At 72.0% G+C, this 23,623-nt stretch carries 22 protein-coding genes; 15 read left to right on the top strand and 7 right to left on the bottom strand.

What is annotated here, in order from left to right; genetic code table 11:
* The first annotated feature begins 48 nt into the window (after positions 1 to 48).
* Both B0I32_RS40830 and B0I32_RS40825 read left to right on the top strand, forming a co-directional pair.
* Positions 49 to 429: a phage holin family protein gene (locus B0I32_RS40830; protein ID WP_106248870.1), complete on the top strand. Its 381-nt coding sequence runs from the start codon at positions 49 to 51 to the stop codon at positions 427 to 429.
* A 7-nt stretch (positions 430 to 436) separates the two neighbouring features.
* Positions 437 to 1,948 (top strand): aromatic amino acid lyase, encoded by a 1,512-nt coding sequence (locus B0I32_RS40825; RefSeq protein ID WP_106248869.1) that lies wholly within the window; start codon positions 437 to 439, stop codon positions 1,946 to 1,948.
* A gap of 82 nt (positions 1,949 to 2,030) precedes the next feature.
* On the opposite strand, the gene B0I32_RS40820 is transcribed toward B0I32_RS40825, so the two are convergent.
* On the bottom strand, positions 2,031 to 3,023 hold the full coding sequence (locus B0I32_RS40820) for a LacI family DNA-binding transcriptional regulator (RefSeq protein ID WP_106248867.1): 993 nt from the start codon (positions 3,021 to 3,023) through the stop codon (positions 2,031 to 2,033).
* A gap of 204 nt (positions 3,024 to 3,227) precedes the next feature.
* Here B0I32_RS40820 and B0I32_RS40815 point away from each other — a divergent pair, with 204 nt between their 5' ends.
* Both B0I32_RS40815 and B0I32_RS40810 read left to right on the top strand, forming a co-directional pair.
* Positions 3,228 to 4,109, top strand: a complete 882-nt coding sequence (locus B0I32_RS40815) for an amidohydrolase family protein (RefSeq protein ID WP_106248866.1) — start codon at positions 3,228 to 3,230, stop codon at positions 4,107 to 4,109.
* Positions 4,110 to 4,655 (top strand): cysteine dioxygenase, encoded by a 546-nt coding sequence (locus B0I32_RS40810; RefSeq protein WP_106248864.1) that lies wholly within the window; start codon positions 4,110 to 4,112, stop codon positions 4,653 to 4,655.
* Between the two features lie 13 nt (positions 4,656 to 4,668).
* Here the strand turns inward: B0I32_RS40810 and B0I32_RS40805 are convergent, their stop codons facing one another.
* Both B0I32_RS40805 and B0I32_RS40800 read right to left on the bottom strand, forming a co-directional pair.
* On the bottom strand, positions 4,669 to 5,334 hold the full coding sequence (locus B0I32_RS40805) for a hypothetical protein (protein WP_106248863.1): 666 nt from the start codon (positions 5,332 to 5,334) through the stop codon (positions 4,669 to 4,671).
* A gap of 19 nt (positions 5,335 to 5,353) precedes the next feature.
* Positions 5,354 to 6,526 carry a CynX/NimT family MFS transporter gene (locus tag B0I32_RS40800; protein ID WP_106248861.1) on the bottom strand — a complete coding sequence of 391 codons (1,173 nt, stop codon included), beginning with the start codon at positions 6,524 to 6,526 and terminating at the stop codon, positions 5,354 to 5,356.
* A 68-nt stretch (positions 6,527 to 6,594) separates the two neighbouring features.
* Between B0I32_RS40800 and B0I32_RS40795 the strand changes: the two genes are divergently transcribed.
* Complete coding sequence (locus B0I32_RS40795) at positions 6,595 to 7,584, top strand: LacI family DNA-binding transcriptional regulator (protein ID WP_245956343.1); 990 nt, start codon at positions 6,595 to 6,597, stop codon at positions 7,582 to 7,584.
* On the opposite strand, the gene B0I32_RS40790 is transcribed toward B0I32_RS40795, so the two are convergent.
* Positions 7,565 to 8,761: an MFS transporter gene (locus tag B0I32_RS40790; RefSeq protein WP_245956342.1), complete on the bottom strand. Its 1,197-nt coding sequence runs from the start codon at positions 8,759 to 8,761 to the stop codon at positions 7,565 to 7,567. The genes B0I32_RS40795 and B0I32_RS40790 overlap by 20 nt on opposite strands.
* 59 nt (positions 8,762 to 8,820) lie before the next feature.
* Here B0I32_RS40790 and B0I32_RS40785 point away from each other — a divergent pair, with 59 nt between their 5' ends.
* The 9 genes from B0I32_RS40785 (at position 8,821) to B0I32_RS40745 (ending at position 18,648) form a co-directional block, all read left to right on the top strand.
* Entirely contained in the window at positions 8,821 to 9,795 is a 975-nt protein-coding gene (locus B0I32_RS40785) for an ArsR/SmtB family transcription factor (RefSeq protein WP_245956341.1), read from the top strand.
* A 73-nt stretch (positions 9,796 to 9,868) separates the two neighbouring features.
* On the top strand, positions 9,869 to 10,834 hold the full coding sequence (locus B0I32_RS40780) for a sugar-binding transcriptional regulator (RefSeq protein WP_106248857.1): 966 nt from the start codon (positions 9,869 to 9,871) through the stop codon (positions 10,832 to 10,834).
* A gap of 125 nt (positions 10,835 to 10,959) precedes the next feature.
* Positions 10,960 to 12,051: an ABC transporter substrate-binding protein gene (locus B0I32_RS40775; RefSeq protein ID WP_219912282.1), complete on the top strand. Its 1,092-nt coding sequence runs from the start codon at positions 10,960 to 10,962 to the stop codon at positions 12,049 to 12,051.
* A gap of 10 nt (positions 12,052 to 12,061) precedes the next feature.
* Positions 12,062 to 12,820, top strand: a complete 759-nt coding sequence (locus tag B0I32_RS40770; protein ID WP_106248855.1) for an ATP-binding cassette domain-containing protein — start codon at positions 12,062 to 12,064, stop codon at positions 12,818 to 12,820.
* A complete protein-coding gene (locus tag B0I32_RS40765) occupies positions 12,817 to 14,049 on the top strand; it encodes a sugar ABC transporter permease (RefSeq protein ID WP_219912281.1) in 1,233 nt (410 codons plus the stop codon). The genes B0I32_RS40770 and B0I32_RS40765 overlap by 4 nt, the downstream gene beginning before the upstream one ends.
* Entirely contained in the window at positions 14,049 to 15,524 is a 1,476-nt protein-coding gene (locus tag B0I32_RS40760; RefSeq protein ID WP_106248853.1) for an FGGY-family carbohydrate kinase, read from the top strand. Before B0I32_RS40765 ends, B0I32_RS40760 begins: the two co-directional genes overlap by 1 nt.
* Complete coding sequence (locus B0I32_RS40755) at positions 15,521 to 16,960, top strand: FGGY-family carbohydrate kinase (RefSeq protein WP_106248851.1); 1,440 nt, start codon at positions 15,521 to 15,523, stop codon at positions 16,958 to 16,960. The genes B0I32_RS40760 and B0I32_RS40755 overlap by 4 nt, the downstream gene beginning before the upstream one ends.
* Before the next feature lie 72 nt (positions 16,961 to 17,032).
* The gene (locus B0I32_RS40750; protein ID WP_106248850.1) at positions 17,033 to 17,647 is read left to right on the top strand and encodes a histidine phosphatase family protein; all 615 of its coding nucleotides are present in this window, start codon (positions 17,033 to 17,035) and stop codon (positions 17,645 to 17,647) included.
* Positions 17,644 to 18,648, top strand: a complete 1,005-nt coding sequence (locus B0I32_RS40745; protein WP_181308340.1) for a 2-hydroxyacid dehydrogenase — start codon at positions 17,644 to 17,646, stop codon at positions 18,646 to 18,648. The genes B0I32_RS40750 and B0I32_RS40745 overlap by 4 nt, the downstream gene beginning before the upstream one ends.
* Positions 18,649 to 18,686: 38 nt before the next feature.
* On the opposite strand, the gene B0I32_RS40740 is transcribed toward B0I32_RS40745, so the two are convergent.
* The 3 genes from B0I32_RS40740 to B0I32_RS40730 form a co-directional block, all read right to left on the bottom strand.
* Positions 18,687 to 19,547 carry a carbohydrate ABC transporter permease gene (locus tag B0I32_RS40740; protein WP_106248848.1) on the bottom strand — a complete coding sequence of 287 codons (861 nt, stop codon included), beginning with the start codon at positions 19,545 to 19,547 and terminating at the stop codon, positions 18,687 to 18,689.
* Positions 19,544 to 20,431: a carbohydrate ABC transporter permease gene (locus B0I32_RS40735; RefSeq protein WP_106248846.1), complete on the bottom strand. Its 888-nt coding sequence runs from the start codon at positions 20,429 to 20,431 to the stop codon at positions 19,544 to 19,546. The genes B0I32_RS40740 and B0I32_RS40735 overlap by 4 nt, the downstream gene beginning before the upstream one ends.
* Positions 20,432 to 20,504: 73 nt before the next feature.
* Entirely contained in the window at positions 20,505 to 21,803 is a 1,299-nt protein-coding gene (locus B0I32_RS40730; protein ID WP_106248844.1) for an ABC transporter substrate-binding protein, read from the bottom strand.
* A gap of 517 nt (positions 21,804 to 22,320) precedes the next feature.
* On the opposite strand from B0I32_RS40730, the gene B0I32_RS40725 reads away from it, so the two are divergent.
* A partial coding sequence (locus tag B0I32_RS40725; RefSeq protein WP_106249172.1) for an ATP-binding cassette domain-containing protein occupies positions 22,321 to 23,623 on the top strand: 1,303 nt, incomplete at its 3' end.

The raw sequence follows: 23,623 nt of genomic DNA, 5'->3' as shown, positions 1-23,623 counted from the left end.
GACGGCACCCCTATCGAGCGGCGATCTCTAGTGGGAGGATCAACCAGCGTGAGATTCATCATCAGAACCATCGCAGCGGCGGCGGCCCTGTGGGTGGCCATCCAGTTCATCGACGGCATCGACGTGAACGCCCCCACCAACACGGCCAGATACTGGGGCGTCCTGCTGCTCGTGGCCTTGATCTTCGGTCTGATCAACGCGATCGTCAAGCCCATCGTGAAGGCGCTCGGCTGCGCGATCATCGTCTTGACGCTGGGCCTGTTCCTGCTCGTCATCAACGCGGCCATGCTGCTGCTGACGAGCTGGATCTCGGGCCAGCTCGACATCCCCTTCCACGTCGACAACTTCTATCCGGCCGCGTTCTGGGGCGCGATCATCATCAGCGTCGTCAGCTGGCTGCTCGGCCTGTTCATCCCCGACAACGACTGATCCCGCTGTGGAGCTCGACGGCGCCGGCCTGACCTGCGCGAAGGTCCACCAGGCCGGATACGACGGCGCACGGGTCACGATCGCCTCGCTCGATCGGGCCCGCGCCGCGTGGGCCGTCGCGCAGGGACTGACCGGCCCGGTGTACGGCAGGAGCACCGGCGTGGGTGCCAACAGGGACGTGGTGATGGAGGGCGCGGGGCTCGACCTGCTGCGCAGCCACGTGTGCGGGGCCGGGCCGCCGATCGAGCCGGCCAGGGCCAGGGCGATGCTCGTGGTCCGGCTCAACCAGCTGCTCGCGGGCGGGTCCGGGGTGGATCCGGCCGTGTGCCGGGCGCTGGCGTACGCGATCAACCACGGCTACACCCCGCCGCTGCGTACGTACGGCGCCATCGGCACCGGCGACCTCACCGCCCTGGCCACCACGGCCCTGTGCCTGCACGGCGAACTCCCCTGGCACCACGAGCCCCCGGCCCCTTCCACCCAGCCCGGCCCCGCCGGGGCGTCCGCTCTTTCGGAGCCTGTCCGTCCCGGCGGGGAGCCCGGTCCCGCCGAGCCCGTCCACCCTGACGGGGAGCCCGGTCCCGCCGAGCTCACCCGCCCCGGCGGGGAGTCCGGCCACGCCGGGTTTGTCCGCACCGGCGAGGAGCGCCGGCATCCGCCATCCGAGCCGCCGCACCACGCCTTCGCCTCCGGGGACGCGCTGCCGTTCATCAGCTCGGGGGCCGCGACGCTCGCCGACGCGGCCATCGCCTGTCACCGCCTGCGCCGGCTGCTCGACGCCGCCGTGGACGTGGCCGCGCTGTCGTTCACCGCCGTGGACGCCTCCGCCGAACCGCTCGCCGCCGTCGTCCAGGAGGCCCGCCCGCATCCGGGCCAGGCCGTCGTGGCCGCACGGCTGCGCGGGCTGCTCGCGCACGAGCCGACCACCCGCGTCCAGGACCCGTACGGCTACCGCGCCTTCGCCCAGGTGCACGGCGCGGCCGTGGACGCCCTCGACCGCGCCACCACCACGGTGGAGATCGACCTCAACGCCTCCACCGAGAACCCGCTCTTCGCCGACGGCCTGGCCTGGCACAACGGCAACTTCCACGCGGCCCCCGTGGCGCTGGCCCTCGACGCGCTGCGGGCCGCGCTCGTGCAGACGGCCCAGCTCAGCACGGCCCGCCTGGCGACCCTCATGGACCCCGCCTACACCGGCCACCTGCCGTTCCTCGCCGACCGCCCCGGGGCGTCAGGGGTGCTGATCCTGGAGTACGTGGCCCAGGACGCCCTGGCCGAGCTGCGTCACCTCGCGAACCCGGTGACGACGGGCACCGCGGTGATCTCGCGCAGCGCGGAGGACCACGCCGGTTTCGCCACGCAGGCCGCCCGGCACGCGCTGCGCTGCCTGGAGCCGCTGGAGCTCGTGCTGGCCTGCGAGCGCACGGCCGCCGCCCGCGCCCTGCACGCCTCGGCCCCCGACCGCCCCCTCACCGCCGACCTGGAGACCTCCCGCCAGGCCCTCGCCCGGCACCTCTGAGCTACCGGCTACCCCTACGGTTCTTGCCCCAGGACCCTTCCGCCTTTCTGGCCCGTCCCGCCGGCGATCACGTGGCGGAGGGTCAGGAGGCCAGCCGGGTGACCGAGCCCCGTTCGCGCAGCGTGGGGGTCTGCATGACGCGCCGCCGCCGGGTGCCGCCGTCGGCCGCCGCCGAGATGAGCCGGACCGCCGCGCGGACGATGCCGTCGATGTCCCAGTCGACGGTGGTGAGCCCCGGCGAGAGCAGGCCCGACATCGGATGGTCGTCGTAACCCATGACGGACACGTCGTCCGGCACCGACAACCCCAGCTCCTGCGCGGCCGCGTAGACCCCGTAGGCGATCGAGTCGGCGAAGCAGAAGACGGCGCTCGGCCGCTTGCCCGCCAGCAGCTCGCGGGCCGCCGCGGTGGCCCCGGCCAGCCCGTGGGGCGCGGTGGCGACCTCGATGTCGAGCCCCAGCCGGTCGGCCTCGGCCGTGACGTGCACGTCGGCGGGCCGGTCGGGCGTGCTGGCCATGGTGGGCGTCAGGACGGAGATGCGGCGGTGGCCGGAGGCACGCAGGTGCTCCAGGGCGAGCGTCACTCCGCGCCGGTTGTCGAAGACGACCTCGCCCGCCGTGCCGGCGATGGAGTCGCCGATCGCGACCACCGGCACCGACTCGCACAGCTCGGGCCAGAACCCGGCCGCCGGATCGATCGACTGCACGATCAGCCCGTCGACGCGCTGGTCACGCAGTTGCTGGGCCAGCGCCCGCTCCCTGGCCGGATCGCCGACCGCGTCGAGGATCAGCGCGTAACGATCCTTCTCCCGCAGACCGCGGCTGATGCCGACGGCCAGCGCCTGCTGCCACAGGTCCTCAAGGGAGCCGCAGAGCAGGCCGATCATCCCGGTGCGACCGCTGGCCAGCGCCCTGGCGATGGGGTCGGCCTCGTAGCCGAGCTCGGCGGCAGCCGCGCGCACCCGCTCCTTGGTCTCCTCCGACACCTGCAGGCCGCGTAGCGCGTAGGAGACGGCCGCCGGTGACAGGCCGGTGGCCTGGGCCACCTCACGGATGGTGGCTCTCTTGCGAGGCATTCAGCCAGCTTATTGCGTGGCACCGACAGAAGCCGATTTCCCGACACCCTTCTGTCGGGTTTCCGAGCTGGGCGGACCGTTGACAAGCCTCTTGTGAAGCGGTTCACTGAAACGTATCAGTGAAACGGTTCACCTCCAAGACGACACAGCGCAGAGCGTTTACATGTATTGTGAGTAGGAAATAGCGGGAGAGGGGAGGCCGCCATGAGCGTCGACGTGCATCAGCACCTGTGGACCAGCACGTTCGTCGATGCTCTGCGCGCCCGTACGAAGCCGCCCTACCTCGACGGCTGGACGCTCATCCTCGACGGCGAGCCCCCGTACGAGGTCGATCCCGCCGACCACGAGCGCCGCGACACCACCGGCCTGGAGCTGGCGCTGGTGTCGCTGTCGAGCCCGCTCGGCATCGAGTTCCTGCCGCCCGAGGAGTGCTGGCCGCTGATCGACGCCCACCACGACGGCGGCCTGTCGCTGGGCGAGCCGTTCGGGGTGTGGGCGGCCACCTGCCACAGCGAGCCCGACCCCGACCGCCTGGCCGGAGACCTCGACCGCGGCCTGGCCGGCCTGCAGATCCCGGCCACCGCGATTCCGGACGACCGGCTCCTCGACGTGCTGACCGCCAGGGACCTGCCGCTCCTCGTGCACCCCGGACCGGCCCTGGCGCCGGCGGGAAGGCCGTCGTGGTGGCCCGCGCTGGTGCCGTACGTGCAGCAGATGCACGCGTCGTGGCACTATTTCCACGCCGTCGTCCGGCCGCGCCATCCCCGGCTGCGGGTCTGCTTCGCGCTGCTCGCCGGGCTGGCGCCGCTGCACTCCGAGCGCCTGATCGCCCGCGGCGGTGGCGGACGCGGCCTGGTGGACCGCGACTTCTTCGTGGAGACCTCCTCGTACGGCCCGCGCGCGATCGACGCGATCGTCCGCGAACTCGGCATCGACGTCGTCGTCAACGGCTCGGACGCCCCTTATGCCACCGCCCCCGACCCCGGCCTCGGCGCAGCCGCCGCCCACGCCATCAGGACCGTCAACCCAGCCCGTCTTCTTGAAGGCGATGCACACAGGCAACAAACGCGAAGGGAGACTCCGTAAGTGAGCACCACCACTGACCAGATCCAGGGCGGGGGCACCTGTGCCGAGCTCCCTGAGCGCACGCTCGACCGTCGTGAGCTGCGCGACCTGGTGAACGACCTGGCCGCGCATCCCGAGGAGTGGCGTGACCAGGTGGACTTCCCCGCCGACGGCGGACGTCACTACGCCTCGCTCTACCGCGACGCGTACGTGGACGTCTGGCTGCTGTGCTGGCGCCCCGAGGACGACACGGGCTGGCACGACCACGACATCTCCTCGGGCGCCGTGCACGTGGTGCGGGGCGCGCTGCGGGAGTGCAACCCGCGCATCGGCGGCGAGCATCTGGAGACGGTGGTGCCGGCGGGTCAGTCGTTCTCGTTCGGGCCCGACCACATCCACCGGCTGACGGGCGCGGTGGACGAGAGCGTGTCGATCCACGCGTATTCGCCGCCGCTGTGGCGGCTGGGCCAGTACTCGATCGACGGGACCGGCGTCATGCGCCGTGTCTCGGTCAGTTACGCCGACGAGCTGCGCCCGATGGACGACCCGATCACTTCGGTGGCCTGAGCTTCGCAGGGTCTCAGGCGCTACGGGGACCCGGCGGCCGCAGGACGCAGCAGCTGCCGCAGGGCTCCACGTCGGGCAGGGTGATCCACAGGCAGCAGGTCAGGCGGAAGTAGTCGTCGCCGGCCGGCTCGATCAGCCCGTCCACGGGCCGGCCGAGCTCGTGCAGCAGCCTCATGTAGTCGCCGGGCACGATCGAGGTCAGCGGATGGGCGATCGCCTCCGCCGTGGATCCCCACAGCGTGCGCTCGCCCACCTTGGCCAGGACGCCGATGGCCTCGACGAGCGGTCGCTGCGACTCCTCCAGCGCCCTGGAGATCGCGGCGGCGCCGGCGTCCCAGCTCACGTGCGTGGCCGCGAGCGTGACCCCGGCCCCCGACACCTTGAACCACGTGTCCGCCAGGCGCATGATCGGCACCCGCCCGTCCAGCGCCCAGCCGAGCGCCATCGGCAGCGTGTGCCAGTAGCTGTAGGTCTTCCAGAACAACGCCGCGCCGACGTGCCGTGGCGCGTTCCAGCGCGCGGCGGTGTCGTCGACGAGCCGCCCGAGCAGCTCGTACGGCTCCCGCAGCAGCTCCGCGACCGGAGTCCAGCTCTCGTCGGGTTCGATGACCAGGCGGGGCTCCACGCCGAGCACCCCGCCGCGCGAGTCGGCGATCCGCTGGAGCGTCTCGGTCAGCACGCTGCCTCTCCCGGGGAAACTAGGGGGCGGACCTGATCAACGTACCAGGGCGGCCGGCGAACCAGCCGGCCACGAGCTGCACCCCGACCACACCCAGCCCCACCGTCAGCGGCACCGTCCAGGACCCCGACACCTGCCGCAGGTACCCGAACAGCAGCGGCCCCAGCGCGGCGATCACGTATCCGACGGACTGGGCCACGGCCGACAGCGCGGTCACCCCGGCGGGGTCGGCCGGGCGCAGCGCGATGATCAGCAGGGCCAGCGCGAACGAGGCCCCCTGGCCGATCCCGAGCACGATCATCCACAACCACGGCAGCGTGGTCGGGGCCAGCAGCACGCCCAGGTACCCGAAGACGGTCAGCACGCCGGCGCCGATCACGTACGGCACCTGCGAGGCCCGCCGCCCGGCCAGCACGGGCACCGCCAGGGAGGTGCCGACCTGGACCAGGTTCGTCAGGCTGAGCAGGTAGCCGGCCTGGTCGGCGGCGAGGCCGGCTTCGAGGTAGATCGTCGGCAGCCAGGCCAGCATGACGTAGAAGGTCAGGGACTGCAGGCCCATGAGGGCGGTGACGTACCAGGTGACGCGGCTGCGCAGCACCGCGCCGAAGGGGCGGGGGCCGTTCTGCCCGCCGGGCCGCCCGCGCAGCGCCTGCGGCAGCCAGAGCAGCGCCGCCAGCAGCGCGGGCACCGCCAGGAGCGCGGAGACGCCGCGCCAGCCGTACCCGGTGGTGTGCTCGATCGGGACGACGAGGGCGGACGCGGCCGCCGCGCCGGCCACCACGCACGAGACGTAGACGCCGGTCATCAGGTTGATCCGGTCGGGGAAGTGCTGTTTGACGATGCCGGGCATGGAGACGTTCATGACCGCGATGGCCGTGGCGGCCAGGGCCGAGCCGAGGTAGAGCACGGGGGCGCCGTCGAGACCGCGCAGCGCCAGGCCGGCCGCGATGACCAGCAGGCCCGCCAGCAGGGTGCGGTCGAGGCCGAAGCGGCGCGCGAGCATCGGCGTGAGCGGCCCGAACACCCCGAGGCAGACCACCATGACCGTGGTGATCGCGCCGCCGCCCGCGGGGCTGAGACCCACGTCGTCCATGATCTCGTCGAGCAGCGGCGAGAGCCCCGCGATGGCCGGTCGCAGGTTCAGCGCGGCCAGGGCGAACCCCGCCACGAGCAGAGCGGATCTGAACGACATAGAGGACCACTCTCGCATAACCTCTTGACAACGTTGTCTACAGGTCCCGATTAGGGAATGATCCAGACGTGAGACCGACGATGAAGGACGTCGCCTCGGCGGCGGGCGTGGCGCTCAAGACCGTCTCCCGGGTGGTGAACGGCGAGCCCGGCGTGCATCCGGAGACGGCCGAGCGGGTGCGGGCGGCCATCGACCGGCTGGGCTACAGCCGCAACGAGAGCGCCCGGGTGCTGCGCAGAGGCACGACCGCCACGATCGGGCTGGTCATCGAGGACGTGGCGGACCCGTTCTACGCGGGGCTGAGCCGGGCGGTGGAGACCGTGGTGATCGACCATGGCTGCCTGCTGCTGAGCGGGTCGTCAGGGGAGCAGCCGGGCAGGGAGCGCGAGCTGGTCGAGACCTTCTGCGCGCGCCGGGTGGACGGGCTGATCATGGTGCCGGCCGGGGACGACCACACCTACCTGCGGCCCGAGCTGGAGGCGGGCACGCCCGTGGTGTTCGCCGACCGGCCGCCGGGTGCGGGGATCGACGTGGACACCGTGCTCAGCGACAACGTGGGCGGCGCCAGGCAGGCGGTGCGCCACCTGCTGAGCCACGGTCACCGCAGGATCGCCTTCCTCGGCGACGACCCGGCCATCTTCACCGCGGCCGGGCGGCTGCAGGGCTACAAGGAGGAGCTGGGCGGGCTCTTCGACCAGCGGCTGGTCTCGATGCGGACACCTGCGCCCGAGGCGGTGCGGGCGGCCGTGGAGCGCATGTTCGGCCTGGACGACCCGCCGACGGCGCTGTTCACCGGCAACGGCCGCTGCACCGTCACCACCCTGCGGGTGCTGGACGGGCGGCGGCCGGCGCTGGTGGGGTTCGACGACTTCGAGCTGGCCGACCTGCTCGACCCGGGGGTGAGCGTGGTGGCGCAGGATCCGTCCTGGATGGGGCGGGTGGCGGCCGAGCTGCTGTTCCGCCGCCTGCGCGGCGACACGGGCCCGTCGGAGCACATCGAGCTCCCGGTACGCCTCATCCCCCGCGGCTCGGGCGAACTCACCCCTGAACACCTGTAGCAAGTCGCGCGGGCCGCAGCACGCGGGCCAGGGAGAGGGCGACCACCACGCCCGCGGCCCCCGACAGCGCGATGGCCTGCCCAGGCGCGACCACCTCCCCCAGCACGCCCACCACCGCAGCCCCCGCCGCCTGCCCCGTCATCAGCCCGGCGGACTGCAGCCCGAACGCCTGCCCCCGCACCTCCTCCGGCACCGCGTCCACGAACCGCCGCTGCAACCCCAGCTGGTACGACAGCCCGGCCGCCCCGATCGCCGCCAGCACGGCCGCCCAGGCGACCCCGGGCGAGAGCGCGAACGCCAGCCAGGGCACCCCCAGCAGCACCGCCAGCGGCAACGACAGCCGCTCCCGCAGTCCTGGGGCCGCGAACCGCCCCACCGCGAACTCGCCGGCCGCCATCCCGCAGGCCGCCACCGCCAGCACCACCCCCGCCTGTCCCTGCCCGCCCAGGTACGGCACCACCATGGCCTCGGCGCCCGCCAGGCACACACACGGCAGCCAGCCGGCCAGCAGCAGCCCGCGGACCCGGCCGTCGGCCAACAGCCGCCGGTTGACCCGCAGCGTCTGCCGGACCGCGCCGCGCCGTTCCCCGCCCCGTGCCGCCCGGTACGGCAGCCCGAACCGCAGCACCAGCGCGGCCACCACCGACAGCCCGGCCGTGACGGCGAGCGCGCCGGCCGGTCCGGCGAAGGCGAGGAACGCGCCCCCGGCCGCCAGCCCGACGACCTGCGCACTGGCCGAGGCCACGTTGAGCATCGACCGCCCGAGCACGAACGCGTCCCCCGGCAGCACCTCGGGCAGCATCGCGGCCCGCGCCGCGAAGAACACCGGCGAGAACACACCCGTGACCAGCACCAGCGCCAGCATCGCCCAGACCGGCAGCCCGGCGTAGGCGAGCAGCAGGCACGTGACGGCCCTGATCAGCTCGCCCGCCACCATCAGCGCCCGCGGCGCCAGGCGGTCGGCCAGCGAGAGCAGGAACAGCCCGCCCACGATGAACGGCAGCCACCCGGCCATGTACGCCGCCGCGGACAGCCCGGGTGAGCCGGTCCGCGTGTAGACCAGCACCGACAGGGCCAGCATCTTGATCGAGTCTCCGCCGACCAGCAGCACGAAGCTGCCGAACAGCACCCGGAACTCCCTGACGGCGAACACCTCGCCGAACGTCGCGCCTTTCACACGCCAGATGGTGCTGGCCCGCTCCCTCCCCACGCGACTTATTCGGATATAACCGAAACATGGTGACGATTGAGGTCGTACCTCAGGACGTGATGGCGAGCAGGTTCGCGATCTCACCGCTCATCGAGACCATGCACGCGCAGTGGGTGCTGGCCGGCCGCTACCCCGCCGGCGCCAACGGCCCGTGGGTGGCGCGGTGGCGCGAGACGTACCAGAAGCTCGTCGCGGAGCATCCCGTGCTGCGGGCGTCGGCCGTGATCAGCGGCAACAAGGGGGACGCCAACGTCGACTTCGTCGCGCCCCCGCCGACGGCCGTGGACGTGCCGTTCGAGGCGGAACTCGCGGCCATGCGCGCGACGCCGCTGGAGACGGCGCACGGGGAGATCCGGCGGGCGCTGGCCGCCCGGCCGCCCGTGCCGGACTGGATCAGGGAGCTGCTGCTGGGGCCCGACGTGGTGCGGCGGTTCGCGGCGGCGTACGAGGCGTTGTGGCGCGAGATCCTCTCCCACGACTGGCCCCGCTTCCGCGCGGTGCTCCAGCGCGACGTGGCGCAGCGGGCCGGGCGGCTGGCCGCGTACGGCTGGCAGGCGGCCCTCGAAGACCTGCGCCCGAACGTGCGCTGGCACCGCAGCGGCCGGATCGAGGTCGAGCTGACCACCAGGCGGGGGACCCACCGGCTCGACGGCAAGGGCCTGCTGTTCCTGCCGTCGGCGTTCATGGGCGCCATCGGCACCTATCTGGAGGACGCCTGGCCGTACGCGCTGGTCTATCCCGTCAGGGGCCTCGCGGCCGCTCCGCCCGCGCCCGACGCGGACCTGGCGGCGCTGATCGGCCGCAGCCGGGCCCGCATCCTCGCCGAGCTGGCGGAGCCGGCCACCACCACTCAGCTCGCCGCGCTGCTCGGGCAGAGCCTGGGCACCACGGGCGGCCATCTCGCGGCGCTGCGCAGGACGGGCGTGATCGTGGGCACCCGCGTCGGCCGGAGTGTCCTGTACACGCGCACCCCTCTGGGCGAGGCCTTGATCAACGGCTAGCCTGGGCACGCAGGTATAGTCGTTGGGCATCCATTCTGCAACTTTGTTCACAAGCCGTATCAGGAGCGCGCGCATGAATGCCGCCGACGTCGCCCCCGAGGCACAGCCGAGGTTCGCCCCCGAGCTGATGTACGCGGCGGCCCAGCAGTACTACATGGAGGACGCCACACAGGGCGACATAGCGGGGCGCCTGGGCGTCAGCAGGGCGACCGTGAGCCGGCTGCTCACCGAGGCGCGCCGGCAGGGCATCGTCGAGATCAAGGTGCACCGGCCGGCCGCGCTGGAGGACGGCCCGCTGGCCGACGAGGTGGCGCGGGCGCTCGGGCTGGCGCGCGTCTATCTCGTCCCCAAGGTCAGCGGCCCCACGCTGGGCCCGTGGCTGGCGCCCGGCGTGACCCGCGCGCTGGCCGCCGTCGGCCTCGAATCCGGCGACGTCGTGCTCGTCTCCTCGGGCACCACGGTGTACGAGTGCGCCCGCGAGGGCCTGGGCCAGTACCCGGGCGTCACGATCGCCCCGGCCGTGGGCGGCCAGGAGGAGCCGCAGCCCTGGTTCCAGACCAACGAGACCACCCGCATCCTGGCCGAACGCGCGGGCGGCGTGCCCGCCTACCTCTACGCCCCCGCGCTGCCCGGTCCCGAGCTGTTCTACTCGCTGCAGCACGAGCCGTCCGTGCGCCGGGTGATGGACCTGTGGGCGCACGCCAAGTGCGCGATCGTGGGCGTCGGCTCGGCCCCGCTGATGCGGCAGATGGTGCCCTCCCTCATGCCGCGCGACGCTGAGAGCCTGCGCCAGGCCGTGGGCGACGTGTGCATGCGCATCTACGACCGCGACGGGGCCCCGGTGACCTATCCGGGCAGCGAGCGCCTGGTCGCGGCGAAGCCGGAGGAGCTGCGCCGCATCCCCCACACGATCGCCGTCGCCGTCGGCGCGGAGAAGGTGCTCTCGATCGTCGCCGGAGCCAGGGGCGGCTACTTCAACCAGCTCGTCACGGACACCCCGACCGCGGAGGGCCTGCTGGCAGCCGCCCACCAACTCTGAACACATTTGCTGGACAAAGTTTCTGAACGCGCGCTAACGTGAGCCGCACCACGGGACATGCCCTCCCGTGAGGGCGTGTCCCCTTCTCGGGGGCCGGCGAGCGTCAAGGAACCTAAGGAACACCCGTGAACAGAGCTAAGATGCGGACCTCCGCGTTCGCCGCAGTGGCGGTGCTCGCGACCTCGGTGCTGGCCGCGTGCGGCGGCGGCTCCGGCGGCAGTGGCGATGCCGGCGACACCGGCGGCGGCGACCTGCAGAACGCCAAGGTCGCCTTCCTCATGCCCGACCTCGCCTCGACCCGATACGAGCTGCAGGACAAGCCGCTGTTCGAGGCCAGGATGAAGCAGCTCTGCCCGACCTGCGAGGTCATCTACCAGAACGCCGACTCCGACGCGGCCAAGCAGCAGCAGCAGGCCAACTCCGCGCTCGCCCAGGGCGTCAAGGCGATCGTGATCGACCCGGTCGACTCCGCCGCCGCGGCCACGATCGTCAAGTCGGCCCAGTCGCAGCAGGTGCCGATCATCGCCTACGACCGGCCGATCCCGGCCACGCCCGCCGACTACTACATCTCGTTCGACAACGAGAAGATCGGCTCGATGATCGCCCAGTCCCTGGTGGACCACCTCAAGGCCGAGAAGGCCGAGGGCGGCATCCTCCAGGTCAACGGCTCCCCCACCGACGCGGCGGCCCAGCTGATCAAGAAGGGCATCCACAGCGCGGTCGACCCGAGCGGCTTCAAGCTGCTCGCCGAGTACGACACCCCCGACTGGCAGCCGGAGAAGGCCCAGACCTGGGTCAGCGGCCAGATCACCCAGTTCAAGGACCAGATCGTCGGCGTGGTCGCGGCCAACGACGGCACCGGCGGCGGCGCGATCGCCGCGTTCAAGGCCGCAGGCGGGAAGGTGCCGCCGGTCACCGGCAACGACGCCGAGATCGCCGCCGCGCAGCGCATCATCGCGGGCGACCAGTACAACACGATCTCCAAGCCCATCAAGATCGTCGCCGAGGCTTCGGCCAACGTGGCCTGGGAATTCATGCAGGGCAAGAAGCCCGCCGGCAAGACCACCCTCTACGACACGCCCTCCGAGCTGTTCGTCCCCACGGTCGTGACCAAGGACAACACCAAGGAAGTGCTGTTCGACAGCGGCATCATGAAGGCCGCCGACGTGTGCACGGGCGCGTACGCCAAGGGCTGCGAAGAGCTCGGCATCAAGTAGGAGCGGACCGATGACCGTCCTGTCGCTGCGCGGCATCAACAAGACCTTCGGCGCCGTGGCCGCGCTCACCGACATCGAGCTCGACGTCGCCGCCGGCCAGGTCGTCGCCGTCGTGGGCGACAACGGCGCGGGCAAGTCCACGCTGGTCAAGATCCTGTCGGGGGTGCATCCGCCGGACTCGGGCACGATCACGTTCGAGGGCCGTCAGGTGGAGATCCCGACCCCGGCCGCCGCCCACAAGCTCGGCATCGCCACCGTCTTCCAGGACCTGGCGCTGTGCGAGAACCTCGACGTCATCCAGAACCTCTTCCTCGGCCAGGAGATCCGTCCGCTCCGGCTGAACGACGTGGCCATGGAGACCCGCTCGTGGGAGCTGCTGCGCCAGCTCTCCGCCAAGATCCCGAGCGTGCGGGTGCCGGTGGCGGCCCTGTCGGGCGGGCAGCGGCAGACGGTGGCCATCGCCAGGTCGCTGCTCGGCGACCCGAAGGTCATCATCCTCGACGAGCCCACCGCCGCGCTCGGCGTGGCCCAGACGGCCGAGGTGCTCAACCTGGTCGAGCGGCTGCGCGAGAACGGGCTGGGCGTGATCATGATCAGCCACAACATGGCGGACGTGAAGGCCGTCGCCGACACCGTGGCGGTGCTGCGGCTAGGCCGCAACAACGGGGTGTTCGCGGTGGACCAGGTCTCCACCGAGGACATCATCGCCGCCATCACCGGTGCCACGGACAACGTGGTGTCCCGCCGCAACCAGAGGGGGCAGCAGTGAGCGCCGTGACGACCGACCGCCAGGACGAGCGGTTGCAGAGCCGTGACGGGTGGCGCGGCGCGATCACCGACGTGGTCGAACGGGCCCGCGGCGGCGACCTCGGGGTCATCCCGGTCGTCGTCGGGCTCATCGTCATCTGGTCGGTGTTCCAGGCGCTCAACCCGATCTTCCTGTCCAGCGCGAACCTGGTGAACCTCACCCTGGAGTCGGCCGCCGTCGGCGTGATCGCGCTCGGCATCGTGTGCGTGCTGCTGGTGGGCCAGATCGACCTGTCCGTCGGCTCGGTCAGCGGGCTGTCGGGCGCGGTGCTGGCCGTGCTGTTCGTCGGCCAGGGGCTGCCGGTCTGGGTGGCGATCCTGGCCTCGGTCCTCATGGGCGCGGTCATCGGGTGGCTGTACGGGCAGCTGTTCAACCGGTTCGGGGTGCCCAGCTTCGTCATCACGCTGGCCGGGCTGCTCGCCTTCCTCGGGCTGCAGCTGTACGTGCTGGGCACCAAGGGGTCGATCAACCTGCCGTTCGACTCGGCGCTGGTGAACTTCGCCCAGCTCGACTTCGTCCCGGCCCCGCTGTCGTACGCGTTCGCCGTGATCGCCTCCGCCTGGCTGTTCCTCAGCGGCTACCTGCACGCCCAGGCGCGGCGCAAGGCCGGGCTGTCGGCCAAGGGCCTGTCGACGCTGGTCGTCAGGAGCGTGGCGCTGCTGGCGGTGCTGGCCTTCGTGGTCTGGTACCTCGGCCAGACGCGCGGCGTGGGCTGGATGTTCGTCTTCTTCGTCGCGCTCGTGCTGATCATGCACTACCTGCTGTCGCGGACGAAGTGGGGCCGCTCGGTCTACGCCGTGGGCGGCAACGTGGAGGCCGCGCGCCGGGCGGGCATCGACGTCAAGGCCGTCTTCACCTCCGTGTTCGTGCTCTGCTCGACGTTCGCCGCGGTCGGCGGCATCATGGCCGCGGCCCGGCTGGCGGCGGCCAACCAGAGCAGCGGCGCGGGCGACGTCAACCTCAACGCCATCGCGGCGGCCGTGATCGGCGGGACGAGCCTGTTCGGCGGGCGCGGCACCGCGTTCGGCGCGCTGCTCGGCATCATCGTCATCCAGTCCATCTCCAGCGGCCTGACCCTGCTCAACCTCGACTCCTCGATCAGGTTCGTGGTCACGGGGGCCGTGCTGCTGCTCGCCGTGGTCGTCGACTCCGTGTCGCGCCGGTCGCGCACCTCCCACGGCAGGGCCTGATGGCGATCATCTGCGTGGACGCGGGCACCACGGTCATCAAAGCGGTCGGGTACGACTCCTCCGGCGCCGAGGCGGCCGTCGCCCGGCGCGCGACCGTCGTGTCCAGACCCGCCCCCGGACACGCCGAGCAGGACATGGGCGCGGTCTGGGACGCGGTCGCGGCCACCGTGCGCGAGGTCGCCGCCCAGGTGGGCGGCGCCGACCTGGTGGCGGTCACCGCCCAGGGCGACGGCTGCTGGCTGGTGGACGCCGCCGGTGAACCGACCGGCCCCGCGATCCTCTGGAACGACGCCAGGGCCGCCTCGTACGTGGACGCCTGGACGCGCGACGGCCTGGCCGAGACCGCCTTCCGGCGCAACGGCTCCGCCGCCGCCTCCGGCCTTCCGCACGCCATCCTCACCTGGCTGCACGCGAACGACCCCGGCAGGCTCGCCCGCTCGCACGCGAACCTGACCTGCGGCGGCTGGATCTACTCCCGGCTCACCGGGGAGCTGGTGGCCGACGAGTCCGACGCGTCGGCGCCGTTCATGGACCTGCGGACGCGGGCGTACGCACCGGACCTGCTGTCCCTGTTCGGCCTGGAGTGGGCAGAACGGCTGCTGCCCCCGGTCCGGGCCTGCCCGGTCGCCGAGCTGTCCCGCGACGCCGCCGCCGCGCTCGGCCTGGCCGCGGGGACGCCGGTCGTCATGGCCCCGTACGACATCGCTTCGACGGCACTGGGCTCGGGCGCGGTGTCGGCGGGGCAGGCGTGCGGCATCCTCGGCACCACGCTGTGCACCGAGGTCGTCGTGGACACCCCCGACCTGGACGGCGCGCCGACCGGCATCACCATCGCGCTGCCCGGCGGCTACCTGCGGGCCTTCCCCACGTTCGCCGGCACCGAGGTGGTGCAGTGGACATGCGGCCTGCTCGGGCTCGACGGCCCGGCCGACCTGGGCGAGCTGGCGCTGCTGAGCGAGCCGGGGGCGGGTGGGCTGGCGTTCCTGCCGTACCTGTCGCCTGCCGGTGAGCGGGCGCCGTTCTCCGACCCGCTGGCCAGGGGCTCGCTGCTGGGCATGTCGTTCGAGCACGGCCGCGAGCACGTCGCCAGGGCCGTACTGGAAGGGCTCACCATGGTCATCCGCGACTGTCTCGCGGCCACCGGAGCCGACCCCACGGAGCTGCGGGTGTGCGGCGGCGGCTCTGCCAGCGCCACCTGGCTCGCGCTCATCGCCGACGTCACCGGGCTGCCCGTGCGGCGCTCGGCCGACACCGAGGTGGGGGCGCGCGGGGCCGGCCTGGTCGGGCTGGCCGCCACAGGTGCCGCGCCGTCCATCGCCGAGGCCGCCGGGCAGCACGTACGGCTGCGCGAGGCGGTCGAGCCCGACCCCTCGCGGCGGGCCCGCTACGACCAGCTCTACGAGGACTTCCTGACCCTGCGCGCGAACAACGCCGGCGCCTGGCCGCTGCTCGGCGCGATGAGAGGCCGTACATGAGCGTGTGGATCGGCATCGACCTCGGCACGCAGAGCGTGCGTGCCCTGGCCGTCACCGGCGACGGCACGGTGCTCGGCACCGGCAGCCGCCCCCTGACCAGCCACCGCGACGGCCCCCGCCACGAGCAGGACCCCGAGCAGTGGTGGCGCGAGCTGGCCGCGGCGACCCGCGAGGCGCTGCGCGGCGTGCCGGCCGGCGAGCGGGTCGAGGGCGTGGCGGTGGACGCGACCTCTGGAACGATCCTGCTCACCGACCCCTCGGGCCGGGCGCTGACGCCCGCCCTCATGTACGACGATCGCCGCGCCGGCGCGGAACGGGCGAACGAGGCGGGCGCGGCCGTGTGGGAACGGCTCGGCTACCGGCGGATGCAGCCCAACTGGGGGCTGCCGAAGCTGCTGTGGCTGCTGCCCGGCGCTCCGGCAGGCGCCCGCCTGGCCCACCAGAGCGACTTCGTCAACCGCCGCCTGGTGGGGCGCGAGGTGGCCACCGACCTGAGCAACGCGCTCAAGACCGGCGTCGATCTGATCGGCGAGCGCTGGCCGATGGAGGTGTTCGACGCGCTGGGCGTGCCCGCCGGGATGCTGCCCGACGTCGTACGTCCCGGCGCCCGCCTGGGCGAGGTGTGCGCTGCGGCGGCCGGGGAGACCGGCCTGCCCGAGGGCACCCCGGTGATCGCCGGCACCACGGACGGCTGCGCGGCCCAGCTCGGCGCGGGCGCGCAGCGGGCCGGCAGCTGGAACTCGGTCCTGGGCACGACGCTGGTGCTCAAGGGGGTCACGAAGGAGCTGATCCACGACCCGCTGGGCGTCGTGTACTCGCACCGCGCCCCCGACGGCTCGTGGCTGCCCGGCGGGGCGTCCAGCACGGGTGCGGGCGTCCTGACCCGCGACCTGCCCGGCCGCGACCTCGACGCCCTGAGCACCCAGGCCGCCGCCCGCTACGGCCCCCGGCCGGGCCGCGCACCTGTTGTCACCTATCCGCTGGTCTCACGTGGTGAGCGGTTCCCCTTCGCCGCGCCGGACGCCGAGTCGTTCACGCTCGGCGAGCCGGCCGACGACGTCGAGCGGTACACCGCGATCCTGCTCGGCGCGGCCTTCGTCGAGCGGCTCTGCTTCGACTACCTCGACCTGCTCGGCGCCCCGGTGGACGGCGAGTTCATCCTGACCGGCGGGGCCACCAGGAGCGCGTACTGGACCCAGCTGCGCGCCGACGTCCTGGAGCGCCCCGTGACGCTGCGCGAGAACGCCGAGCCCGCCCTGGGCATGGCCGTGCTGGCGGGCGGCGACCCGGCCCGCATGATCAGGACCCGCGCGGTGGTCGAGCCCTCAGAGGCCCGCCTGGGCGAGGCGTACGTCCGTTTCGTCACCGAGCTGGAGCGGCGCGGCTGGCTCGACCCCGAGGCCGCCACCCACGCCCGCGAGAGGACCACCGCATGACCTGCCTCGGGCGCACCCGCGAGAGGACCCCCTCATGACCGACCTCGTGCTCACCCACGAGAGGACGACCCCATGACCGACCTCGTGCTCGTCCGTCACGGCGAGACCGTCTGGCACGCCGAGAACCGCTACGCGGGCGTCAGCGACATCGAGCTGACCCCGCGCGGCCACGAGCAGGCCGCCCGGCTCGCCGGATGGGCCGCGGGCGCGGGCCTGGCCGCCGTGTGGGCCTCCACGCTCAGCCGCGCCCGCATCACCGCGCAGGCCGCCGCCGACCAGGCGGGCCTGCCGGTGCGGACCGACGCCCGGCTCCGCGAGCTGGACTTCGGCCAGGGCGAGGGCCTCACCACGGCCGAGATGGCGGCCCGCTTCCCCGAGGCCCGCGCCGCCTTCGAGGCCGACCCCGCCGCGAACCCGCTGCCGGACGGCGAGGACCCGCACGAGGCCGCCGCCCGCTTCGCCGGCGCGCTGCACGACGTCGCCTTTGCGCATCCCGGCGGCCGGGTCCTGGTGGTCGCGCACACGACGGCCATCAGGCTGACCCTGTGCCGGCTCATCGGAGTGCCGCTCGGCGAGTACCGGCGGCTGTTCCCGCGCCTGGACAACTGCGCCCTGACCGAGCTGCGCCTGAGGGCGGGCCGGGTGGCGCTGCTGCAGTACAACTCCCCGATTGGAGCCGTTCGTTGACCATCCGGATCCTTGCCGCCGGTGATCACTTCGTCCGCAACAGCCTGTTCGGCGACGCTCTCAGACGCGAGGTCCCCGGCGGGGTGGACCTCAGCGAGCTGACGCTGCCGTGGCCGGTGCAGCCGTTCGGCCGGGTCGGGGAGGTGGACGAGGCCTCCGACGTGGAGGACGAGCTGATCGAGGCGCTGCGCGGCGTCGAGGTGTGCGTGACCCAGATGGCGCCGCTGACCAAGCGCGTCCTGGACGCCTCCCCCGACCTGCGGCTGTTCTGCGTGAGCAGGGGCGGACCGGTCAACGCCAATCTGGAGGCCGCCGCGCGGGCAGGGGTCGCGGTGACGTACGCGCCGGGCCGCAACGCCGTCGCCACCGCCGAGCACACGCTGGCGATGCTGCTGGCCGCCACCCGCCGCATCCCGCAGACCCACGGCGACCTGGCGGGCGGCGTGTGGCGGGGCGACTACTACACCTACGACAACGTCGGCCCCGAGCTGGACGGCAGCACCGTCGGCCTGGTCGGCTACGGCGCGATCGGCAGCCGCGTGGCCCGCATGCTGGAGGGTTTCGGCGCGGAGGTGCTGGTACACGACCCGTACGTGGACCTGCCCGGCAAGGTCGAGCTGGACGAGCTGCTCCGGCGCTCCCGCTTCGTCTCCCTGCACGCCCGCGCCACCCCCGAGACGGCCGGCATGATCGGCGCCGCCGAGCTGGCGGCCATGCCCAGGGGATCGGTCCTGGTCAACTGCGCCAGGGGCGCGCTGCTCGACTACGACGCCCTGTGCGACGCCCTCGACTCCGGCCACCTGTTCGGCGCGGCGACGGACGTCTTCCCCGAGGAGCCCATCCCGGCGGGCTCACGCCTGCTCACCACGCCGAACCTGGTCATGACCCCGCACCTGGCCGGGGCGAGCAAGGAGACCGCGATGAAGGCGGCCTCGATCGTGGCGGCGGACGTGGCCCGCTACGTACGCGGCGAGCCACTCGCCCATCTGGCGACCCCCTGAAGGGGTCCGCATGGGGGCGCTCGGGGGTCGCTGTGGGGTCACCCCTTGAGCGCCCCCGCCATCAGGCCGCGCATGAAGAACCGGCCCAGCACGACGTAGATCACCATCGTCGGGACGGACGCCAGGATGGCCGCCGCCATCTGCTGGCTGTACGGGGTGGCCTGCGCGCCCGCGATGTTGTTCAGCATCACGGTCGTGGGCCAGCTCGTCGGCCCGGTCAGGAAGACGGCGAACAGGAAGTCGTTCCAGAGCGAGGTGAACTGCCAGATGATCACCACGGCGATGGCCGGCGCGGACACCGGCAGCACCACCGACCAGTACGCCCGCAACATCCCGGCCCCGTCGACCCGTGAGGCCTCGATCAGCTCGTCGGGGATGGTCACGTAGTAGTTGCGGAAGATCAGCGTGCAGATCGGGATGCCGTACACGACGTGCGCCAGCACCAGCCCGGGGATGCCGCCGTAGAAGACGCCCTGCAGGCCGGCCTGCTCGTCCACCCACACCAGCAGCTGCACCAGCGGGATCATCACCCCCTGGTACGGGATGAACATGCCGAACAGGAACAGCGTGAACAGCACGTCCGCCCCGGGGAAGCGCCACTTGGACAGCACGTAGCCGTTCATGGAGCCGAGCGCGCACGACAGCAGCGACCCCGGCACCGCCAGCAGCACGCTGTTCCACAGGCCGGGGGCCAGTTTCTCCCAGGCCACCCGCCACGCCTCGGTCGTCCACGTCTGCGGCAGGTTCCACGCCTGGCCCGGGTCGGCCTCGGTGAGCGGCTTGAAGCTGGTCACCAGCAGCACGTAGATCGGGATGAGGAAGACGAACACGAACAGGATCAGCAGGCCGGCCTTCGTCCAGCCGAACACCGCCGCCCTGCGCCCGGCCACCGCCGTCATGATCGCCTCTCCTTACGCACCGACCAGACCAGGTACGGGATCACGAAGATCGCCACGCTGAGCACGATGTAGGAGGCGATCGTGGCCCCCTTCGCCGGATCGTTCGAGTCGAACACGGCCACCCACATGAACACGGCGGGCACGTCCGTGATGATCTGCTTTCCGGACACCGCCACGATGAGGTCGAAGACCTTGAGCGAGATGTGCCCCAGGATGATCAGCGCGGAGAGCGTGACCGGCCTGAGCAGGGGCAGCACCACGTGCCGGTAGACGCCCCACTCGGTGCAGCCGTCCACCCGCGCGGCCTCGCGCAGTTCCTCGGGCACGCCGCGGAATCCCGCCAGGAAAAGTGCCATGACATATCCGGACATCTGCCAGATGGCCGGCAGCGCCATCGCGGCCATCCCCCAGTCCGGATCCCGGAACCACTGCCACTGCGGCAGCCCGATCCAGTCGAACAGCCGGTTGAGCCCGACCGCCCGCTCCCCGGTCCCGGAGTTCATCAGCCAGCGCCACACGATCCCGGTCGCCACGAACGAGATGGCCATCGGGAACAGGTAGATCGCGCGGAAGGTGCCCTCGCCCCTGATCCCCTTCTCCATGAGGAACGCCAGCAGCCACCCGAGCAGCAGCGCCCCCAGCACGAACACGACCGTGAACATGATCGCGTGGTTCACCGACAGGTGCCACCGGGGCAGGTCCCAGATGTCGACGAAGTTCTGCAGCCCGACGAACTTCCCCTCGGACACGGCATCGTGCTGGTCGGTCATGGCGACCCGGAAGTTCCAGCCGAGCATGCCGTACACGAAGACGCCGATCAGCACGATCGACGGCGTGACGAGGAGGAGTCCGGGCAGCCACGTACGCGCCCGCCTCACAAGCATTCCCTCTCACGGATGCGGCAGGCGCGCACCGGCGCCCGCCGCATCCTGCAGTGATCTTGCGGTTTGACCCGACTTACTGGGCGTTGGCCGTGGCCGCGTCGGCCAGGCCCTGCTGCAGCGCCTTGGCGTCCTTGCTGGCGATGAACAGCCCGACCGCCTCGTTGATCGCGGCCAGCCACGGCTGGTTGACCGCCACGCCGTGCTGGATGGAGCCGGCCAGCTTGTTGCTGGACCAGTCCTTCAGCGCGTCGCCCAGGTAGTCGGTGTAGAGCGACTGGTCGGCGTCCTTGCGGGCGGGGATGGAGCCCTTCTTCGGGTTGAAGGCGTCCTGCCCCTCCTTGCTGGCCGCGACCTTGAGCCAGGCCAGCGCCCCTTCCCGGTTCTTGGCGCCCTTGGGCAGCGTGAAGCTGTCGGACAGCCACAGGTAGGTGCCCTCGGTGCCGGGAGCCGGCGCCCAGTCGAAGTCGGTCTTCGACGTCTTGCCCAGCCCGCCCTCCGGCGGGTTGTGGAAGTAGCCGTACGCCCAGTCGCCCATGATGTTGAACGCCGCGTCGCCGTCGGCCACCTGCTTGGCGGCCGGCTGCCAGTCGTCCTGCGGGTCGCCCGCGTACGACAGGATCTTGGCGAAGTTCTCCAGCGCCTTGGTCACCTCGGGGCTGTTCCAGTCGGCGCCCGGCTTGAACAGCGCGTTGTAGGCGTCGGTGCCGAGCGAGCCGAGCAGCACGCTCTCCATCAGGTGGGTGACCGTCCACTCCGACCCGATGGACAGCGGGACCTTGCCCTTGGCCTTGACCTTCTCCAGCGCCGCGATGAACTCCTCGATCGTCTTCGGCGCGGCGGCCACCCCGGCGTCCTTGAGCACGGCCGGGTTGAACCACAGGACGTTGGAGCGGTGGATGTTCACCGGCACCGAGTAGATCTTGCCCTCGACGCTGATCTGCTCGACGAGCTGCGCGGGGAAGGCGTCCTTGAGCTTCAGCTCGTCGTAGAGCGAGGTCAGGTCCTCAAGGTTGCCCGCCTTGATGTAGCCCTGCAACTCCGCGCCCGCGTGCCCCTGGAAGGTGTCGGGCGGGGTGCTGGCCTGCAACTTCGACTGCAGCAGCGCCTTGGCCTTGTCACCGGAGCCACCGGCCACCGCCGCGTCGAAGAAGGTGTAGTTCGGATTCTTCTCTTCGAATATCTTCCTCATGGCCTGGAGGCCGTCGGCTTCGCCGGGGCCCGTCCACCATGAGAAGACCTCAACCTGCTGTTTGCCGCCGCTCGCCGCGGGCGACTGTCCGGCCGGCGTGGTGCTCCCGCCTCCGCCGCCGCAGGCAGCCAGGCCCAGCACGCTCACCATCGTGATCGATACGGCCGCTAACCACCGTCGCATCCCACACCATCCCTTCGAAGCCCCCCGAAGTCGGTGATTTTGACAACGTTGTCAACAACGGCTATCAACCCACTTCCGGCAGCCGTGCGTCAAGGGATGAGCGGTAACAGCTCCGCATATTCCGGCCTCAGCGCGAAGAAGGAGCGCGGCCATGAGTAAGGGCGGGCTCGAGCCCTGCGCGGCCCGAGCCCGCTGTCACGCGCCCGGGGCCGGGCCCCCACCCCTCCGAGAAGGCCCGGCCCCGTGCGGACGCGTGACGTCCCCGACCGATCGGCCGCGACGCCCCCGACGCGAGGGGCGAGGAACGCGCGGTGCGGTCGATCACACGTAGAACGGTAGATGTGCAGAAGGGGCCGGCACATGCGCTGACATGGCCATTCGAGGATGTAAGCGCGGCAGGCATGACCATGTGTAGACGTGTACACAGGGCGGTGATGGCCGTTCGTCCATACGACGATCTGTGTATGCACGCCCTTGTGCGTACGTGAAAGCCGACGCCGGCGGGAACACTCACCTCATGGCTGATGAGCCGCTCGAACTCGGCGAGATCTCCTTCTCCGACTGGCACGCCCACATGGACAAGCTCGCCGAGGTGGGCTTCCTGACCATCGCCCGCCGGTTGCCCGCGCTCGTCGGCCAGGCGATGCGCACCGCCTGGCGGGCCAGCCCGCGCGACACCGTGGCGACGATCTCGCTCAACCTGCTGACCGGGGTGTTCACCGCGTTCGGCCTGCTGGCCACCACGGGCGTGCTGACCGCGCTGTTCAGCCAGGGCCCGACCCCCGACCGCGTCGTGGCCGCGCTGCCCAGCCTGGCGCTGGTCGCGGGCGCGGCGGTGCTGCGCACGACGGCGCAGGCGGGCGCGGGCTTCGCGCAGTCCCGCCTCACCCCGCAGGTGTCCCGGCTGACGGAAGAGCGCCTGTACGGCCTGACCAGCCGCGTCGACCTGGTGGCCTACGACGACCCCGAGTTCCACGACGCGCTGCAACGCGCCAGGCTGCGCGGCGTGGCCATGTCCGACGCGGTGGTCCGCAGCGCCATCGACGTGGTCACCGCGGCCGTCGGCATCACCGCCGTGGCCGGCGTGCTCGGCGTGCTGCACCCGGTGCTGCTCCCGCTCCTGCTGCTGGCCGTGCTGCCCGACGCCTGGGCGCTGGTCCGCAGCGCCAAGATGCGCTACGCCACCCTCTACGCCCTGATCCCCGTGCACCGCCGCAAGTGGATCGTGGCCGAGCTGCTGGCCGACCGGGAGCCGGCCGCGGAGGTGCGCTCGTTCACCATGCGCGGCTTCCTGCTGCGCGTGTACGACGCCGTCGCCCGCGCCGAGCAGGACGTCATGCTGCGCCTGGCCCGGCGGCAGATGACGGCCAGGCTCGTCGGCGAGGCGCTCGGCGGCCTCGGCGCCGCCCTGGTCTACGTCGCGCTCGGCGTGCTGCTCGCCGTCGCCGCCATCCCGCTCGCGGTGGCCGGCACTGCGGTCCTCGCCATCCGCTCGGCCCAGAACTCGCTCGGCAACCTGGTGTACGCCACGAACGAGCTCTACGAGGAGGGCCTTTACTTCACCGACTTCGTCACGTTCTGCGAGGACGCGGAGCAGCGCCTGACCGGCTCCCGCCCGCTGCCCGTCCCCGACACCTTCGAGCGCATCACGGCCGACGACGTCACCTTCACCTATCCAGGAGCCGAGACCCCCGCCCTCAACGGCGTCTCGGTGGAGATCAAGCGGGGTGAGGTGATCGCGTTCGTCGGGGAGAACGGCTCGGGCAAGACCACCCTGGCCAAGATCCTGTCCGGCCTGTACGAACCCGACACCGGCACCG

It is taken from the genome of Nonomuraea fuscirosea (assembly GCF_003001935.1).
In the GTDB taxonomy this organism is placed as follows: domain Bacteria; phylum Actinomycetota; class Actinomycetes; order Streptosporangiales; family Streptosporangiaceae; genus Nonomuraea; species Nonomuraea fuscirosea.
The sequence above is the reverse complement of the archived record's forward strand: the minus strand, read 5'-3'. Positions and strand labels throughout refer to the sequence as shown.

What these genes read in the sequence shown, in the direction of transcription:
- B0I32_RS40815 (WP_106248866.1), top strand. Translation starts at nt 3,228, where the DNA reads ATGAGCGTCGACGTGCATCAGCACCTGTGGACCAGCACGTTCGTCGAT.
- B0I32_RS40780 (WP_106248857.1), top strand. Translation starts at nt 9,869, where the DNA reads ATGAATGCCGCCGACGTCGCCCCCGAGGCACAGCCGAGGTTCGCCCCC.
- B0I32_RS40735 (WP_106248846.1), bottom strand. Translation starts at nt 20,431, where the DNA reads ATGCTTGTGAGGCGGGCGCGTACGTGGCTGCCCGGACTCCTCCTCGTC.
- B0I32_RS40800 (WP_106248861.1), bottom strand. Translation starts at nt 6,526, where the DNA reads ATGTCGTTCAGATCCGCTCTGCTCGTGGCGGGGTTCGCCCTGGCCGCG.
- B0I32_RS40740 (WP_106248848.1), bottom strand. Translation starts at nt 19,547, where the DNA reads ATGACGGCGGTGGCCGGGCGCAGGGCGGCGGTGTTCGGCTGGACGAAG.
- B0I32_RS40750 (WP_106248850.1), top strand. Translation starts at nt 17,033, where the DNA reads ATGACCGACCTCGTGCTCGTCCGTCACGGCGAGACCGTCTGGCACGCC.
- B0I32_RS40820 (WP_106248867.1), bottom strand. Translation starts at nt 3,023, where the DNA reads ATGCCTCGCAAGAGAGCCACCATCCGTGAGGTGGCCCAGGCCACCGGC.
- B0I32_RS40785 (WP_245956341.1), top strand. Translation starts at nt 8,821, where the DNA reads ATGGTGACGATTGAGGTCGTACCTCAGGACGTGATGGCGAGCAGGTTC.
- B0I32_RS40755 (WP_106248851.1), top strand. Translation starts at nt 15,521, where the DNA reads ATGAGCGTGTGGATCGGCATCGACCTCGGCACGCAGAGCGTGCGTGCC.
- B0I32_RS40760 (WP_106248853.1), top strand. Translation starts at nt 14,049, where the DNA reads ATGGCGATCATCTGCGTGGACGCGGGCACCACGGTCATCAAAGCGGTC.
- B0I32_RS40770 (WP_106248855.1), top strand. Translation starts at nt 12,062, where the DNA reads ATGACCGTCCTGTCGCTGCGCGGCATCAACAAGACCTTCGGCGCCGTG.
- B0I32_RS40730 (WP_106248844.1), bottom strand. Translation starts at nt 21,803, where the DNA reads ATGCGACGGTGGTTAGCGGCCGTATCGATCACGATGGTGAGCGTGCTG.